The 15,823-nt window shown below is 65.4% G+C and carries 12 protein-coding genes; 4 read left to right on the forward strand and 8 right to left on the reverse strand.

What is annotated here, in order from left to right:
• Nucleotides 1-375 precede the first annotated feature (375 nt).
• Nucleotides 376-2,097: a gamma-glutamyltransferase gene (gene ggt / locus EX20_RS10205; RefSeq protein WP_034193457.1), complete on the forward strand. Its 1,722-nt coding sequence runs from the start codon at nucleotides 376-378 to the stop codon at nucleotides 2,095-2,097.
• 107 nt (nucleotides 2,098-2,204) lie between these two features.
• Nucleotides 2,205-3,155 (forward strand): polyphosphate kinase 2, encoded by a 951-nt coding sequence (gene ppk2 / locus EX20_RS10210; RefSeq protein ID WP_014725030.1) that lies wholly within the window; start codon nucleotides 2,205-2,207, stop codon nucleotides 3,153-3,155.
• A gap of 33 nt (nucleotides 3,156-3,188) precedes the next feature.
• On the opposite strand, the gene EX20_RS10215 is transcribed toward ppk2, so the two are convergent.
• Nucleotides 3,189-3,776, reverse strand: a complete 588-nt coding sequence (locus EX20_RS10215; RefSeq protein WP_011882035.1) for an IMPACT family protein — start codon at nucleotides 3,774-3,776, stop codon at nucleotides 3,189-3,191.
• A 646-nt stretch (nucleotides 3,777-4,422) separates the two neighbouring features.
• On the opposite strand from EX20_RS10215, the gene EX20_RS10220 reads away from it, so the two are divergent.
• On the forward strand, nucleotides 4,423-6,063 hold the full coding sequence (locus tag EX20_RS10220; protein WP_034193458.1) for a methyl-accepting chemotaxis protein: 1,641 nt from the start codon (nucleotides 4,423-4,425) through the stop codon (nucleotides 6,061-6,063).
• Between the two features lie 189 nt (nucleotides 6,064-6,252).
• Here EX20_RS10220 and aroE read toward each other — a convergent pair whose 3' ends face one another.
• From aroE to EX20_RS10245, 5 genes are read right to left on the reverse strand one after another with little or no spacing between them, the layout of a single operon-like run.
• Complete coding sequence (aroE, locus tag EX20_RS10225) at nucleotides 6,253-7,086, reverse strand: shikimate dehydrogenase (protein WP_034193459.1); 834 nt, start codon at nucleotides 7,084-7,086, stop codon at nucleotides 6,253-6,255.
• Entirely contained in the window at nucleotides 7,086-8,306 is a 1,221-nt protein-coding gene (locus EX20_RS10230) for a CaiB/BaiF CoA transferase family protein (protein ID WP_034193460.1), read from the reverse strand. Before EX20_RS10230 ends, aroE begins: the two co-directional genes overlap by 1 nt.
• Nucleotides 8,306-8,764, reverse strand: a complete 459-nt coding sequence (locus EX20_RS10235) for a MaoC family dehydratase (RefSeq protein ID WP_034193461.1) — start codon at nucleotides 8,762-8,764, stop codon at nucleotides 8,306-8,308. Before EX20_RS10235 ends, EX20_RS10230 begins: the two co-directional genes overlap by 1 nt.
• 1 nt (nucleotide 8,765) lies before the next feature.
• Entirely contained in the window at nucleotides 8,766-9,158 is a 393-nt protein-coding gene (locus tag EX20_RS10240) for a VOC family protein (protein WP_011882041.1), read from the reverse strand.
• Complete coding sequence (locus tag EX20_RS10245; protein ID WP_034193462.1) at nucleotides 9,155-10,105, reverse strand: ketopantoate reductase family protein; 951 nt, start codon at nucleotides 10,103-10,105, stop codon at nucleotides 9,155-9,157. Before EX20_RS10245 ends, EX20_RS10240 begins: the two co-directional genes overlap by 4 nt.
• A 95-nt stretch (nucleotides 10,106-10,200) precedes the next feature.
• Between EX20_RS10245 and EX20_RS10250 the strand changes: the two genes are divergently transcribed.
• A complete protein-coding gene (locus tag EX20_RS10250; protein WP_034193463.1) occupies nucleotides 10,201-11,106 on the forward strand; it encodes a LysR family transcriptional regulator in 906 nt (301 codons plus the stop codon).
• Between the two features lie 70 nt (nucleotides 11,107-11,176).
• Here the strand turns inward: EX20_RS10250 and EX20_RS10255 are convergent, their stop codons facing one another.
• Both EX20_RS10255 and EX20_RS10260 read right to left on the reverse strand, forming a co-directional pair.
• Entirely contained in the window at nucleotides 11,177-12,604 is a 1,428-nt protein-coding gene (locus EX20_RS10255) for an efflux transporter outer membrane subunit (protein ID WP_034193464.1), read from the reverse strand.
• Nucleotides 12,601-15,813, reverse strand: coding sequence for an efflux RND transporter permease subunit (locus EX20_RS10260; RefSeq protein ID WP_034193465.1), 3,213 nt, complete (start codon nucleotides 15,811-15,813; stop codon nucleotides 12,601-12,603). Before EX20_RS10260 ends, EX20_RS10255 begins: the two co-directional genes overlap by 4 nt.
• Between the last annotated feature and the right edge of the window lie 10 nt (nucleotides 15,814-15,823).

A 15,823-nucleotide genomic window follows, 5' to 3' on the forward strand; every position in this document is an offset into this window, starting at 1 on the left:
CGGCAGACGGCACTCGGCAGACGGCAGACGGCACTCGGCAGACGGCACTCGGCAGATGGCACTCGGCAGATGGCACTCGGCAAACGGCAAACGGCAAACGGCAAACGGCAAACGGCAAACGGCAAACGGCAAACGGCAAACGGCAAACGGCACTCGCCCACCGCGCCCCGACCCGCCCCCACACTTCGCGCGCGCAGCCCCGCCAACATGTACCCAACCCCACACAGCCCATCGCAATCCGTAGCCACCGACGACTTCTTCCTGCATATTCCCATCTCGACTACGAAATCGACATATCGGCGCCGCCGCGGCTGCGGCTATAAGCGGATCAGGGCCTGATCCCGGCCCCCCGCAACTCAACATGGGGAACATCCAATGACTACGCTGAACCGGTTCAAATCATCCGCCGCGGTGCTGGTAACGGCAGCGGGCCTCGGCTTCGTGCCGGCCGCGCCGGCCTGGGCGAAGGCGCCCCAGCCGGCGCTGCTGACGAGCTCGGCGGTGGCGGTGGCCGACAAGTACAGCGCGGACGCTGCGGAGCAGATCTTCAAGGAAGGCGGCAATGCGATCGACGCGGCCGTGGCGATCGCCTTCACGCTCGCCGTCACGTATCCCGAGGCCGGCAACATCGGCGGCGGCGGCTTCATGACGATCTACAAGGACGGCAAGCCGTACTTCATCGACTACCGCGAGCGCGCGCCGCTCGCCGCGACCAAGGACATGTACCTCGACAAGAGCGGCAACGTCGTCGAGGGCATGAGCCTGTACGGCCCGCGCGCGGCCGGCGTGCCGGGCACCGTGGCCGGCATGTGGGAAGCGCAGAAGCGCTTCGGCAAGCTCAAATGGAAGCAGGTGCTCGCGCCGGCGATCCACTATGCGCGCGACGGCTTCGTCGTCGACGAGCAGCTCGCGCAGCGCGGCGTCGACGCGTCGAAGGAGTTCGGCGGCAAGACCAACTTCGACAAGTACTTCTCGACGATGAAGGCCGGCGAGAACTTCAAGCAGCCCGATCTCGCCGACGTGCTCGCGCGCATCGCGAACGACGGCGCGAACGGCTTCTACAAGGGCAAGACGGCCGAGCTGATCGCCGCGTCGATGAAGACGGGCGACGGCAACGGGCTCATCACCACCGAGGATCTCGCGCAATACCGCGCGGTGTGGCGCCAGCCGGTGCAGGCGAAATGGAACGGCTACGACGTGATCACCGCGCCGCCGCCGAGCTCGGGCGGCATCGGCCTCGTGCAGCTGCTGAAGATGAAGGCCGACCTGAAGCAGGACTTCGCCGGCGTGAAGCTCAACTCGCCGCAGTACATTCACCTCGTCGCCGAAATCGAGAAGCGCGTGTTCGCCGATCGCGCGCAGTATCTCGGCGATCCCGACTTCTACAAGGTGCCCATCGCGCGGTTGATCGACGACGCGTATCTCGCGAAGCGCGCGGCCGAGGTGAACCCGTCGCGGATCAGCGATACGAAGAGCGTCCAGCCGGGGCTCGGCACGTCAATGCCGGAGAAGGCCGAGACGACCCACTTCTCGGTCGTCGACAAGTGGGGCAACGCGGTGTCGAACACTTACACGATCAACGGCTATTTCGGTTCGGGCGTGATCGCCGACGGCACCGGCATCGTGCTGAACGACGAGATGGACGACTTCTCCGCGAAGCCCGGCGTCGCGAACATGTTCGGCGTGGTCGGCAGCGACGCGAATGCGATCGAACCGAACAAGCGCCCGCTGTCATCGATGTCGCCGACGATCATGACGAAGAACGGCAAGGTGTCGCTCGTGATCGGCACGCCGGGCGGCTCGCGGATCTTCACGTCGATCTTCCAGGTGATCAACAATATCTACGACTTCAGGATGCCGCTGAAGGACGCGGTGGCCGCGATGCGCTTTCATCATCAGCTGCTGCCGCCGAATACGATCTACTGGGAGCCGTATCGCCCGATCGAAGGCGAACTGGCGGCACAGCTCGAAGCGCGCGGCTATACGCTGAAGGGGCAGGATTTCAGCGGCGACATCCAGGTGATCAAGATCGACGGCAGGACGCCCGAAGCGATGGCCGACCCGCGCGGGCGCGGCGTCACGCGCATCATCCGCTGACGGCGCGGGCCGGTCCGCCGGCGGACCGGCCCCTTTTTCATCAATTTGACGCGCGACGCTGGGATAATGGAAGCGTTTGCTTGCGTCAATTGATGGAAGGAGGCCCCATGGGCGACAACGACAACCGCACCGAGACCGACGACTTCACCGCTCCGGAAGCGCGCGAGGACCGCCGCCGCCGTCTGGAGGAAGATCTCGTCGACGCGTACGACGAAGAGCTCGAAATGGAGCTCGACGATCGCCGCTTCGACAATGCCGACGATCTGCTGTTTTCGCCGGAGCGGCGCGAAGTACGCAAGCAGTATTTCCGCGAGCTGTTCCGGCTGCAGGGTGAGCTCGTCAAGCTGCAGGACTGGGTCGTCAGCACCGGGCACCGGCTCGTCGTGATCTTCGAGGGGCGCGACGCGGCCGGCAAGGGCGGCGTGATCAAGCGCATCACGCAGCGGCTGAATCCGCGCGTATGCCGCGTCGCCGCGCTGCCGGCGCCGAACAACCGCGAGCGCACGCAATGGTATTTCCAGCGCTACGTCGCGCATCTGCCGGCCGGCGGCGAGATCGTGCTGTTCGATCGCAGCTGGTACAACCGCGCGGGCGTCGAGCGCGTGATGAACTTCTGTACCGACGACGAATACGAGGAGTTCTTCCGCTCGGTGCCCGAGTTCGAGAAGATGCTCGTGCGCAGCGGGATTCAGATTGTCAAGTACTGGTTCTCGATCACCGACCCCGAGCAGGAGCTGCGCTTCCAGAGCCGCATCGAGGATCCGCTGAAGCAGTGGAAGCTGAGCCCGATGGATCTCGAGAGCCGTCGCCGCTGGGAAGCCTACACGGCCGCGAAAGAGGAGATGCTGCAGCGTTCGCACATCCCGGACGCGCCGTGGTGGGTCGTGCAGGCCGTCGACAAGAAGCGCGCGCGGCTGAACTGCATCCACCATCTGCTGACCCAGGTGCCGTATCACGAGGTGCCGCGCCCGACGATCGATCTGCCGCAGCGCGAGCATCACGAGGATTACATCCGTCGTCAGGTGCCGGACAGCATGATCGTCCCCGAGGTGTATTGAGCATTCGCAGGCCGCCGCGCGCGGCCGCCTGCGTCACAGCGCCGGGAAGCCCGAGCGGCCCTGCGTCAGGTCGAACAACGCCGTTTTGGCCGCGGCGGCGGCGGTTTCGGGGAGCTTGATGACGAGCCGCACCGTCATGCCGTACGCGCTGTCGACGAGCGTGTAACCGGCCTGTTCTATCCAGCGCCGCACGCGCGCCTCGTCCGGGTAGCCGATTTCGATCGCGAGCCGCGTGTAGTGAATCCGTTCGACGCGCTCGGCATCGAGCAGCGTCGATGCGATCGCATCGGTGTATGCCCGCACCAGGCCGCCCGCGCCGAGCTTCACGCCGCCGTAGTAGCGCACCACCGCCCCGAGCACGCCGTCCAGATCGTGATGGCGCAGCACTTCGAGGATCGGCCGGCCCGCGGTGCCCGACGGCTCGCCGTCGTCCGACATCCCCGACTGTCCGCCCGCGAGCAGCGCCCAGCAGACGTGGGTCGCGGCCGGATGCGCGTCGCGCAGCTGCTGCAGCGCCTGCATCGCGGCGTCGCGGTCTTCGACGGGAATCGCGAATGCGATGAAGCGGCTCTTGCGGATTTCGAGTTCCCGGGTGTAGGTGGTGGCGAGCGAGTAAGTCATGGTCCGGGACACGATGAAGGGGTGAAACGCGGCGAGACGGCGGCGCCGATGCACGGGGTCGTCGATCGTCGGAAAGCGGCGCCGGACGTCATGCCCGGTGCGGCGCCGCAATGCGGCGAGCACGAATTTTACCGTGCCGCGCGTCAGTGCCTTTCGTTGCGGCCGGATGCGTGTCGATGAGGGTAGGGATGCGCGCGTGTCGAGGGCGAAGCGGCGGGGGCCCACGAGGCGCACGAGCGCAAGAAGCGGCAGCAAGTTGTCGCGATGGGTGAGAGGCTTCGGATCGCGGCAAGGCTCGACGCTGCCAGCGGCAACTCGCGAAACTTCATTCGATGCTCCCAACGATGCGGCAGGCCTTAAGCCACACGCAATGATCGGGCTGAAGGACGTGGCCAAGTGTTGTCGCTCAAAGCAACGCGTCACGGTGTCGCAAGCGTTGGAAATCTCTCCGCAGTCGCCTATCACAACCGGTCAAGTCAACACATTGCAATCGTAGGAAGGCACTGTTCCTGGAGCGAGCGCTAATCCGGGCCGGCGTTCAAGCCGTAAATCAGTTGTGTCAGTGGGCGCCGCGTCGGCAGGCGCTGGCCCATGCCCGCTGCGCGGATTTTGCCGCTTGATCGATCACTCTCTCCATTCATTGCCCATGAAACTCCTTGCGCGATTCAGCCTGACTCATCGACTGTACGCAGTGTCGGCCACATTGATCGTTGCCTTGACGGCAGTTGCCGCCATCTCGTGGATCCAGTTGACCGACGCGCAGCGTATTGCAGCCGCTGCGGGCAATGTGCGAATGCAACAGCTGGAGCGCATTGCAAGCACTGAACTCAGCGTGACGCAGGTATTGCTGAATTTGCGGCACGCGATGCTGGTGTCGTCACCTGGCGACGTACTGGCCGCCGCGCAGAGCATCGATGCGGCGCGCCAACAGATTCGTCGCAACGATGATGCGTTCTTGAGCAACATTGCCACCGAGGAAGGAAGGGAAGCCTTTCGGAATGTCTGGCTCAAAATGCAAGCCGATGCATGGCCGGTGGCGGATGCCAATCTTCGGCTGGTTCAGGAGGGCCATCGTGATGAAGCGTTCCAGATGTTGACAGCGCAAACGGCCCCCACCTTCGCGCGTATTCAGAAATGGCTGGGCGAGGAGCGGGCGAGACAAGGCGAGAAACTCGGCGACCAGGTCGCGGCAATCGAGGGAGCCTTGCGGTCGATCCGGGTGCTGCTGGTGAGCCTGGTGGCGATAATCGCGAGCGGCCTCATTGCGTTCTCCTGGTATATCGGAAGCAGCCTTCGCAGCCGTATTGGCGAAGCGCAGAAAGTGGCTGAACGCGTTCGCGATGGCAACTTTACCGTTGCAGTCGTCGATTCCCATGCCGACGAAATCTCGCCATTGCTGGCTGCACTTGGCGCCATGCAACGTTCGCTCGCCGACGTCGTGCGCAGTGTCCGCAGCAATGCGGAAAGCGTGGCGACGGCCAGCGCGCAAATTGCGAGCGGCAACACCGACTTGTCCTCCCGCACCGAAGAGCAGGCAGCGTCACTGGAGCAAACGGCGTCGAGCATGGAAGAACTGGCCGGCACGGTTCGTCACAACGCCGATAACGCAAGGCAGGCGACCTCGCTGGCAAATACCGCGTCAGACATCGCGCAGCGCGGCGGCGAAGTGGTCGGGCGGATGGTCGAGACCATGCACGGCATCTCCGACAGCTCGGCCAAAATGGCGGAGATCATCACGGTCATCGAAGGAATCGCATTCCAGACCAACATCCTCGCGCTCAATGCGGCGGTCGAGGCAGCTCGCGCCGGTGAGCAAGGGCGGGGGTTTGCCGTCGTGGCAGGCGAAGTCCGCACGCTTGCCCAGCGCAGTGCCAGCGCAGCCAAGGAAATCAAGGATCTGATCGGCGACTCGGCGAGCCGGGTGGACGCGGGTTCGAAGCTCGTCGAGGAAACGGGCAGCACGATCAGCGAGGTCGTTCAGTCGGTGAAGCGCGTGACGGACATCATGAGCGAAATGGCTGCCGCCGCGGCGGAGCAGAGCACGGGTATCGAGCAGGTCAGTCAAGCGGTCAGCCAGATGGACCAGGTGACCCAGCAGAATGCCGCGCTGGTCGAGGAGGCATCGGCTGCTACGCAGTCGATGGCCCAGCAGGCCCAGGCGCTGCGTGACGCGGTGTCCGTCTTCAAGATCGACGACGTGAGCGCATCCGCGCCGCGCGTCGCTGCCCCCCAAACGGCAGCGCCTCGTTCGGCAACCGCCGCTCGCCCGCCCGCGGTTGCAGCGTAGACGGCGGCGACGTCCACGCCGACCGCAGTCATGAACACCCCGGTTGCGCGCGGCACGCGATGGCGAGGCCGGTTCACCACGAGTCGATTGCGTCATTGAATTCGCCCCGACCTGGGTTCGGACCCAGGTCATGGGGGAAATGCATCCGACGGATATCGAACGGGAGCGACTGCTGTCGATCGCGCCCGTTCAATCGAGCGGCACGGTCAGCCGGTCGATCACCGCGCGCGTCTCAGGCCGCACGCCGCGCCACCATGCGAATGCTTCGGCCGCCTGCTCCACGAGCATCCCGACCCCATCCGCGATACCCAGCACGCCGGCGTGGCGCGCGTGCCTCAGGAACGGGGTGAGACGCTTGCCGTAGACGAGCTCGTAAGCTGCTCCGCGCGGATCGAATACGCTCGGCGGCACTGGCGGGAGTTCGCCGCTGAGGCTCGCCGACGTCGCGTTGACGACGAGGTCGAAGCGTCCCATGGCTGCGAGGTCGTCGTACCCGCAAGCGACGAGAGAATTCCCGGTCGCGACTCGTGCGATCAGCGCCTCGACCTTCGCGACATCCCGGTTCGCGACGACGAGTTCCGCAGGACGCGCCGCGATGAACGGCAGCAGTGCGCCGCGCACCGCGCCTCCCGCGCCGAGCACCAGCACGCGCTTGCCGGCCATCGGGAGGTTCAGGTTGACTTCGATGTCGCGTACCAGGCCGACGCCATCGAAGTTCTCCGCGATGATGCGGCCGTCCCTGAAGCTCAGCGTATTCGCCGCGCCGGCGAGTGCGGCGCGCTCGCTGCGTTCGTCGGCCATCGCGAACGCCTTCAGCTTGAACGGGGCCGTCACGTTCATGCCCTTGCCGCCGGCGGCGAAAAACGACCGCACCGTCGCCGCGAAAGCGTCGTCCGGCTCCAGCGGTCCTTCGATCGCCGTGTACGAAATGTCCTGATGCGATTCTTCAGCAAACAACCCGTGAATCAGCGGCGATTTCGTGTGTCCGATCGGATTGCCGATCACTGCGTACTGGTCGCTCATCACGGCCTCGCTTTCGAATACAACACGCCATCGGTCTGCATGGCGTCAATCTCTGCCGCAGTGAAGCCCAGCGACGTTGCCACTTCCGCATTGTGCTGACCGAGGTCCGGCCCGACCTCGCGGATGGTCGTGTCGCAGTCGGAAAAGCGGAACGGCAGATTGGGCAGGCGCAAGGTGCCGAAGCGGGGGTGTTGCTGCTCGAGCACCATGCCGCGCGCGATGATCTGCGGGTCGGCGAGCACCTCGTCGATGCGCTGCACCTTCGCGCACGGTACGTCGATGCCGTCGAGCAGTTCCAACACCGCCGCGACCGCTCGTCCGGCAATCCACGGCTTCACCACCGACAGAATCTCGAGCCGGTTGGCATTGCGCCCGTTCAGCGTGTGGAACCGCGGGTCCGTACCGAAGCCGGCAGGCCCGCCATGCGCCTCCACCAGGGCCGCGAAGCGTTTCCACGCGTCGTCGACCTGGGCGGCGATCACGAGGTCGCCATCCGCCGCACGAAACACGCCGTAGAGCGTCGAGGCAGGCATGTCCTGACCGGTCTGTTCGGGAACGATGCCCTGCATCGTGTAGCACTGCACCGCGTATTCGTGCATCGAAACGAGCGTGTCGTACAGCGCCATGTCGATGTGCTGTCCCCGGCCGCTCTTCACGCGACCGAACAGCGCGGCATTGATGGCCGCCACCGCGTGAATGCCGGTGTACATGTCGCCGAGCGAGATGCGCATCAGCGGCGGCGGTTCGCCCGGATTCCCGATCATCTGCATGATCCCGCTCTTGGCCTCGGCAATCAGGCCGAAACCGGCGCGGTGCGCGTCCGGTCCGGTGTGGCCGTAGGCGGAGATCGAGCAGTAGACGAGGCCTGGATTACGCGCCGACAGTTCGTCGTAGCCGAGTCCGAGCCGGGTCAGCGCGCCGGGCCGGTAGTTCTCGACGAACACATCGGCCGAATCGCACAGGCGCTGCATGAACTCCTTGCCGCGCGGGTCGCGCATGTTGACGCTGACGCCGCGCTTGCCCATGTTCATCTGCAGGAAATAGGCGCTTTGCTCGTCATCGAGCACGGTCGCATGCTGACGCCCTGCGTCGCCGGTGACGGGGCGTTCAACCTTGATGACTTCGGCGCCGAGCGCCGCAAGACAGCGCCCGACATACGGACCGGCGAGAAAGTGGCTGTAGTCGACGACGCGAATACCTTCGAGCGGACGTACCTGCATCAGAATGCTCCCGGTCGGCGCGGCACCATCAAGCGGTGCTCGCCATGCTGGACGACCTGGCCGTCCTGATTGATCAGCTGCGACGGCAGCACGACGATGCCCCAGCCCGGACGGCTCTTGCTGGCCCGCATCGTGCCGACGCGGAATTTCACGTGCAGCACGTCGTTCACTTTGATCGGCAGATCGAAGTCCCAGGTCCAGCCGAGCGACATGCCCGGCAGAAAGCGGTACGCGCTTTGCGTCTTGAGGCCGTCCGCAATCGACAAGCCGAACAGGCCGTGCGCGACGATCGAGCCAAAGTGGCTCGCGTTCGCGTAGTCCTCATCGACGTGCACCGGCGTGTGATCGCCGGTCAATTCCGCGTAAGCCAGGATGCGCGCTTTGGTGACGGTGTAAGTCGGGCTGACGCACTCGTCGCCTTCGCGGGCGTCGTCCCAGAATTTGTCGACGATCGTCATCTCAAGCCTCCGCACGCGGGTCGATGGCCAATGCGCGCGCCACGCACGAGGCGGGCCTTGCCTGGATCAGTTCGATGGCGAGACCGTCAGGCAGTCGCAACCAGTTGCGTCCCTGCGGCATCTCGGTGACGCCGTACCTTTGCGCGGCGGCGAGCGCGGCTTCCATGTCTTCGCACATCACGCCGAGATGGCCGAGCCGGCCTTCCGGGGCATCGTGGTCGGGGGCGTGGATGAATTGCAGACCGCCGAGCGTCCAGTACTGGCGCGGTGCGTCGACGGTGCCGTCGACCTCGCGCATCGTCATGCCGAGCACGTCCTCGAAAAAGCGGATATGCCAGTGGATATCCTTGACCCAGATCGCCACGTGTTCCAGATAAGCCTTGCTGCCGTTCATGCGGTTGTCTCCTGTTTTTTCCGGTCGGCCATGCCGCGCTCGATGCCTTTGATGCAGGCGACCAGCGTCGCGTTGACCGGGGTCGGCACACCGTGCCGTTGCCCCCAGCGCACGACCGCGCCGTTGATGAAGTCGATCTCGGTGATGGATCCTTTCTCGAGGCTTTGCAGCATCGACGTCTTGAAGCCCGGCGAAAGCCCTTCGCCGGCGAGCGTCCAGGCGCGCTCGGGATCGTCCGTGGAAAGGGTCACGCCGGCGGCGTGGGCGACCGCCATCGCTTCTGCGACTGCTGCGAGTGCAGTCGCCTTCAAGAGCGGTTCGTCGTAAAGCTGGCCGTAGGTGAGGCCGGTCGTGCCGGTCAGTGCGCCGGTCGCGACGTTGACCAGCAGCTTGTCCCACATCGTGCCGACGATATTGGCGCTGACCGTCGTGTCCAGTCCGGATGCGTTGAACGTGTCGGCGATCGCGTTCGCGCGAGGGGTGATGCGACCGTCCAGCTCGCCAATGTGAGTGGCTTTGCCGGCGACGCCCGATTCGATGTGTCCCGGATTGCGCATGACGCCGCCGACATAGGTCTTGCCGGCCAGCACGCGTTCGCGCCCCACGATGTCGGCCAGCACATCTTCATGTCCAAGGCCGTTCTGCAACGACAGCACCAGCGTTTCCGGCCCGATCAGTTCGACTGCGCCGCGCATCGCGGCGTCGGTATCGAACGACTTGACCAGCACAATGACCAGATCGACGACACCGGCCTCAGCGGCCCGCGTCGTGGCGTGAACTTTCACGTGACGCGAGCCGTTCCTGTCGTCTACCCGTAGACCGTCGCGCCTCATTGCCTCGACGTGCGCCGCCGAGCGGTTCAGCAACCAGACTTCATTGCCGCCTTCGGTCAGCGCGGCCCCAATCGCACAGCCCAATGCGCCGGCGCCCAGAATTGCAATCTTCACTGCCGTCTCCTTAACGTGCAGATCAAGATACGAGCGGACGCCCATTCTCGCAATGCTATGATCGCAATGACGTCATTACGTAGAGCAATAGTGATATGAACTCGGCCCCACTTCCTGATTTGAAGCTGCTGCAGCTGTTCGATCTCCTCTACGATGTCCGCAGCGTGACGCGCGTGGCCGAACAGCTGGGACAAAGTCAGCCGACGATCAGCATCTGGCTGGGGCGTCTGCGGGAACATCTGCAGGATCCGCTCTTCATACGAACGCCGACCGGCATGGCGCCGACGCCGCAGGCCGATGCGCTGATCGGCCCTTGCCGGGAAATTCTGGAATCGCTGCGGCGCTTTGCGGCGTGGGAAATTGCGTTCGATCCGGTCACCGCGAAGCGGCGCTTCCGAATCTGCATGACCGACGCCAGTCACATCACGCTACTGCCGCGAATGCTGGCGCACGTGCGCGAGCAGGCGCCCGGTATCCGGCTGGAAGCGGCGCGTATCGACGGCAACACGGAACGGGCGCTGGAGTCCGGCGAAGCTGACCTGGCCATCGGTCACGTGCCCTGGCTTGGCGGCGGGATTTATCAGCAGCAGCTGTATCTGCAGGACTGGGTCTGTCTGACGAATCGCCATCATCCGCGGCTAAAGAGCCGACTGGGGCTGAAGCAGTACCGCACCGAGGGGCATGTCGCGATCACGGCCGGCACGGGCGCGCAGCTACTCGAACAGGCACTGTTGCGCGAGCAGATCGAGCGCGAAGTCGTGCTGGAGTTGCCGGGGTTCCTTGGGCTCGGTGCGATCATCGAAAGCACCGATCTGATCGCGACACTGCCGCGCCACATCGGCGAGACGCTGGCGAAAATCAACGATCTGACCGTGCACGCCTGTCCGGTTCCCGTCGATGGATTTGCGGTCCGACAGCATTGGCATGCCAGATATCACCACGAAGCGGGAAACCGGTGGCTGCGGAGTCTGGTCGCGCAGTTGTTTTGCAGTGGGGGGTGATCCGACGGGGCGTGCGGCCGAACGGAATGCCCCCTCGTCGACGCACGCGACCCATAGCCGATTCGCCCGACTACCGCTGCGCCACCGCGCTCGTCTCCGACCAGCCGCCGCCCAGTACCTTGTACAGCGTGATCAGGTTCGACTGCTTGGCGAGCATGTCGGTGACGAGCTGCTGTTGCGCCGTGTAAAGCGTGCGCTGCGCGTCGAGCAGGGTCAGGAAGCTGTCGGTGCCGCTGCGGTAGCGTGCCTGCGCGAGGTCGTAGTACTGCTGCGCCGAGCTCACGTAGTCGCGGTCCGCGGCCACCTGCGTGACGTACGTCGTGCGTCCCGCCAGCGCATTCGACACTTCCTTGAACGCCGTCTGAATGGCCTTTTCGTAGTTGGCGACGTCGATGTCCTTTTCGACTTTCGCCACGTCCAGCGACGCGCGGTTGTAGCCGAAGTCGAAGATGGGCACCGAGATGGACGGCGCAAACGCCCACGCGCCCGTGCCCGCCTTGAAGAGGTTCGAGAGGCCGCTGCTCGTGGTGCCCGCGGAAGCCGTCAGCTCGATCTTCGGAAAGAACGCGGCGCGCGCCGCGCCGATGTTGGCGTTGGCCGCCTTGAGCGTGTGCTCCGCTTCGACGATGTCGGGCCGGCGCGCGAGCAGATCCGACGGCACGCCTGCGCCGATGTCCGCGAGGGTGTGCTCGCTTTCCATCAGCGAAGGGCCCTGGGGCAGATCGTCGGGCAGCGGCGCGCCGATTTCGGCCACCAGGTCGTTGCGGTCCTGCGCCACCGCACGCGTGTACGAGGCGAGGCTCGAGCGCGCGCTCGCCAGCGAGTTTTCGGCCTGACGCACGTCCTGCAGCGACGCGCTGCCCAGCTTCATCATGTTCACCGTGAGGTCGTAGGTGTGCTGGTCGGCGGCCACGGTGTTCTGCGTGATCTGCAACGAAGCCTCGTCGGAGAGCAGTTGCAGATAGTCGGTGGCGACGGTCGCGATGAGGCTGATCTGCGTGCTGGTGCGCGCGGCATCCGTGGCGAGGTACTGTTCCAGCGCCTGGCGCTTCAGGCTGCGCAGGCGGCCGAAGAAGTCGATTTCCCACGACGTGAGGCCCACGCTCGCGCTGCTCGAACTGTATGCGCTCGTGGAGCCGGCCATGTGTTCGCGCGTGAGCGACCCCGACGCGTCGATGGCCGGCGCGAGGTTGGCGCGCGCGATGCGGTACTGCGCTTCGTACTGCGCCACGTTGAGCGCGGCCACGCGCATATCGCGGTTGTTCGCGAGCGCGAGTTCGATCAGCTTTTGCAGGCGCGGGTCCTTGAAGAAGTCGCGCCAGCCGAGGTCGGCACCCAGCGGTGCCGCAGCGGTGCTCTGCGTCGCCTGCGGCTGCGCCGGCGCGGCCACGGTGGACCACGTGTCGTCGATCGGCGCCGCGGGCCGCTGGTACGTCGGGTCCAGTGAGCAGGCGCCGAGTGCGCCCGCGCAAAGAAGGGCGATCAGTGTGCGTTTCATGCGTTGCCCTCGTTGATTTCAGCGGAGTCGGTGGCGTGACCGTGTTCCTTGAACAGCCTGCGCACCACGACGAAGAAGACCGGGACGAAGAAGATGGCGAGCACCGTGGCCGCGATCATGCCGCCCGTGACGCCCGTGCCGATCGCATGCCGCGCCCCGGCGCCGGCGCCCGTGCTGATGACGAGCGGCAGCACGCCGAACACGAACGCGAGCGAGGTCATGAGAATGGGGCGCAGCCGCAGGTGGGCGGCTTCGAGCACGGCGTCCACGAGGCCGTGCCCCTCGGCCTGCAGGTCCTTTGCGAACTCGACGATCAGAATGGCGTTCTTCGTGGAGAGGCCGATGGTGGCCAGCAGCCCGACCTTGAAGTAGATGTCGTTCGACAGACCGCGGCCGTGCGCGGCGAGCAGCGCGCCGAGCACGCCGAGCGGCACCACGAGCACCACCGCTAGCGGAATCGACCAGCTTTCGTAGAGACCCGCCAGGCACAGGAACACGACGACGAGCGAGATCGCATAGAGCGTCGTGGCCTGGGAGCCGGCCTGCTTTTCCTGGTAGGACTGTCCCGTCCATTCCAGGGCGAAGCCGGGCGGCAGTTTGCGCGCGAGCTGCTCCACGGCATTCATCGCTTCGCCGGTGCTGACGCCGGGCCGCGTGGCCGCCGAAATGCCCATGGCGAGCTGCCGGTTGTAGCGCTCGATCTGCGGCGGGCCGAACGTCCAGCGGCTCGTTGCGAACGACGAGAAGGGCACCATCGTGGCGTCGTAGCCGGTGGTGTTCGTCACGGTGCTCGTGCCCGTGGTGCTGCCCGAGGACGAAGACGACGAACCCGACGAGCTGCTGCCCGCCTTCACGTACCAGTCGCCGAGGTCGGAAGGCATCATGCGATACGGCGCATCCGCCTGCACATAGACCTTCTGCACACGCCCCGTGTCGATGTAGTTGTTCACGTAGGACGAACCGAACGCGGTCTGCAACGTGTCGTTGAGGTCGGCCACGGAAAGCCCCAGCGCGTTGGCCTTTTCGCGGTCGATGTCCACCTGGAGCTGCGGCGTGTCCTCGAGGCCGGACGGGCGCACCATCGCGAGCGTCGGCTCCTTCGACGCCATGCCGAGAAACTGGTTGCGCACGGCGAGCAGCTTGTCGTGGCCCGCGCCGCCGCGGTCTTCTATCTCGAAGTCGAGGCCGCTTTGGGTCCCGAGCTCCTGAATGGCGGGCGGGTTCAGCACGAAGATGCGCGCATCGCGATTCGCGGCGAAATGCTGGCTGGCGCGCGCGATGATGGCCTGCGCGCTGTCGCGCGAACCGCGCAGGCTCCAGTCCTTGAGCGTCACGAACGCGATGGCGTTGTTCTGTCCTTGGCCGTTGAAGCTGAAGCCGTTGATGGCGATCACCTGCTTGACGCCCGGTTCGTCCTTCAGCACGTACTGCTCCACGGCCTCCACCGTCTTCAGCGTGCGCGATGCCGGCGTGCCCGCCGGCGCGCTGATCGACACGATGAAGTAGCCCTGGTCTTCGTCGGGCAGGAACGAGGAGGGCAGCGTGACGTAGAGCAACGCCACGATGCCGGCGATCGCGCCGTAGACCAGCATGTAGCGCGCGGGCTTCGCGACCACGCGGGCGAGCGAACTGCTGTAGCCCGCGTTGCCTTTCGCGAAGCAGCGGTTGAACCAGCCGAAGAAGCCGCGCTTCTCGTGGTGCTCGACGTCCGCGCGCTTGAGCAGCGTGGCGCACAGGGCCGGCGTGAGCGTGAGTGCGAGCATGACCGACAGCAGCATCGCCGAGACGATCGTGATGGAGAACTGCCGGTAGATCGCGCCCGTCGAGCCGGAGAAGAACGCCATCGGAATGAACACGGCGGTGAGCACCGTCGTCACGCCGATCAGCGCGCCCGTGATCTGGCCCATCGCCTTGCGGGTGGCTTCCTTCGGTTCGAGCCGTTCCTCGCTCATGATGCGCTCGACGTTTTCCACCACCACGATCGCATCGTCCACCAGCAGGCCGATGGCGAGCACCATCGCGAACATGGACAGCACGTTGATCGAGAAGCCGATCATCGACATCACGCCGAACGTGCCGAGCAGCGCGACCGGCACGACGATGGTGGGAATCAGCGTGGCGCGCACATTCTGCAGGAACAGGTACATCACGAGGAACACCAGCACGACCGCTTCGAGCAGCGTCTTCACGACCTCTTCGATCGAGATGCGCACGAACGGCGTGGTGTCGTACGGATAGCTGATCGCCACGTCCTTCGGCAATTGCGGCTGCAGTTCCGCGAGCTTCGCGCGCACGGCGTTGGCTGCTTCGAGCGCGTTGGCGCCGGTCGTGAGCTTGATTGCGAGCGCGGATGCCGGCTTGCCGTTCAGACGCGACGACGTTTCGTAGCTGTCGCCGCCCACTTCGACGCGCGCCACGTCCTTGAGCAGCACGCGCGAGCCGTCGCTGTTCACGCGCAGCAGGATGTTGGCGAACTGGTCGGTGCTCGTGAGCAGGCTCGACGAGCGGATGGTCGCGTTGATGGCCTGCGAATCCGTGGCCGGCGCGCCGCCCACCTGGCCGGTGGAAAGCTCGACGTTCTGGTTCGTGATGGCCGTGGTGACGTCCGAGGTCGCGAGTCCGAAGCTGTGCAGCTTCACCGGGTCGAGCCAGATGCGCATGGCGTGCTGCGCGCCGAACAGCGTCACGTCGCCCACGCCGTTCAACTGCGAGAGCGGGTCTTCGATCTGCGTGGCGATGATGTTGCCGAGGTCCACCGAATTCCAGGTGCCGCCCGGCGACGACAGCGCGACGATCATGAGGAAGCTCGTCGACGCCTTCGCCACCTGCACGCCTTGCTCCTGCACCGTTTGAGGCAGGGTGGGCGTGGCCTGCGACACCTTGTTCTGCACCTGCACCTGCGCGATGTCGGGGTTGGTGCCGGGGTTGAACGTCAACGTGATGGTGGCCTGTCCCGCGGAACTGCTCGTGGATGACATGTACAGCACGTTGTCGATGCCGCTCAGTTTCTGCTCGATCACCTGGGTCACGGTTGCGGCCACCGTGTCGGCGGAGGCGCCGGGGTAGGTGGCCGTCACCTGCACCGAGGGCGGCGCGATGGTGGGGTACTGCGCAACGGGAAGGGTCGTCACCGCCGCCGCGCCCACCAGCATGATGACGATGGCCATGACCCACGCGAGGATGGGACGCTTGATGAAGAACTCTGCCATGCCGCTCTCC

This window comes from Burkholderia sp. WP42, assembly GCF_000745665.1.
In the GTDB taxonomy this organism is placed as follows: domain Bacteria; phylum Pseudomonadota; class Gammaproteobacteria; order Burkholderiales; family Burkholderiaceae; genus Burkholderia; species Burkholderia vietnamiensis.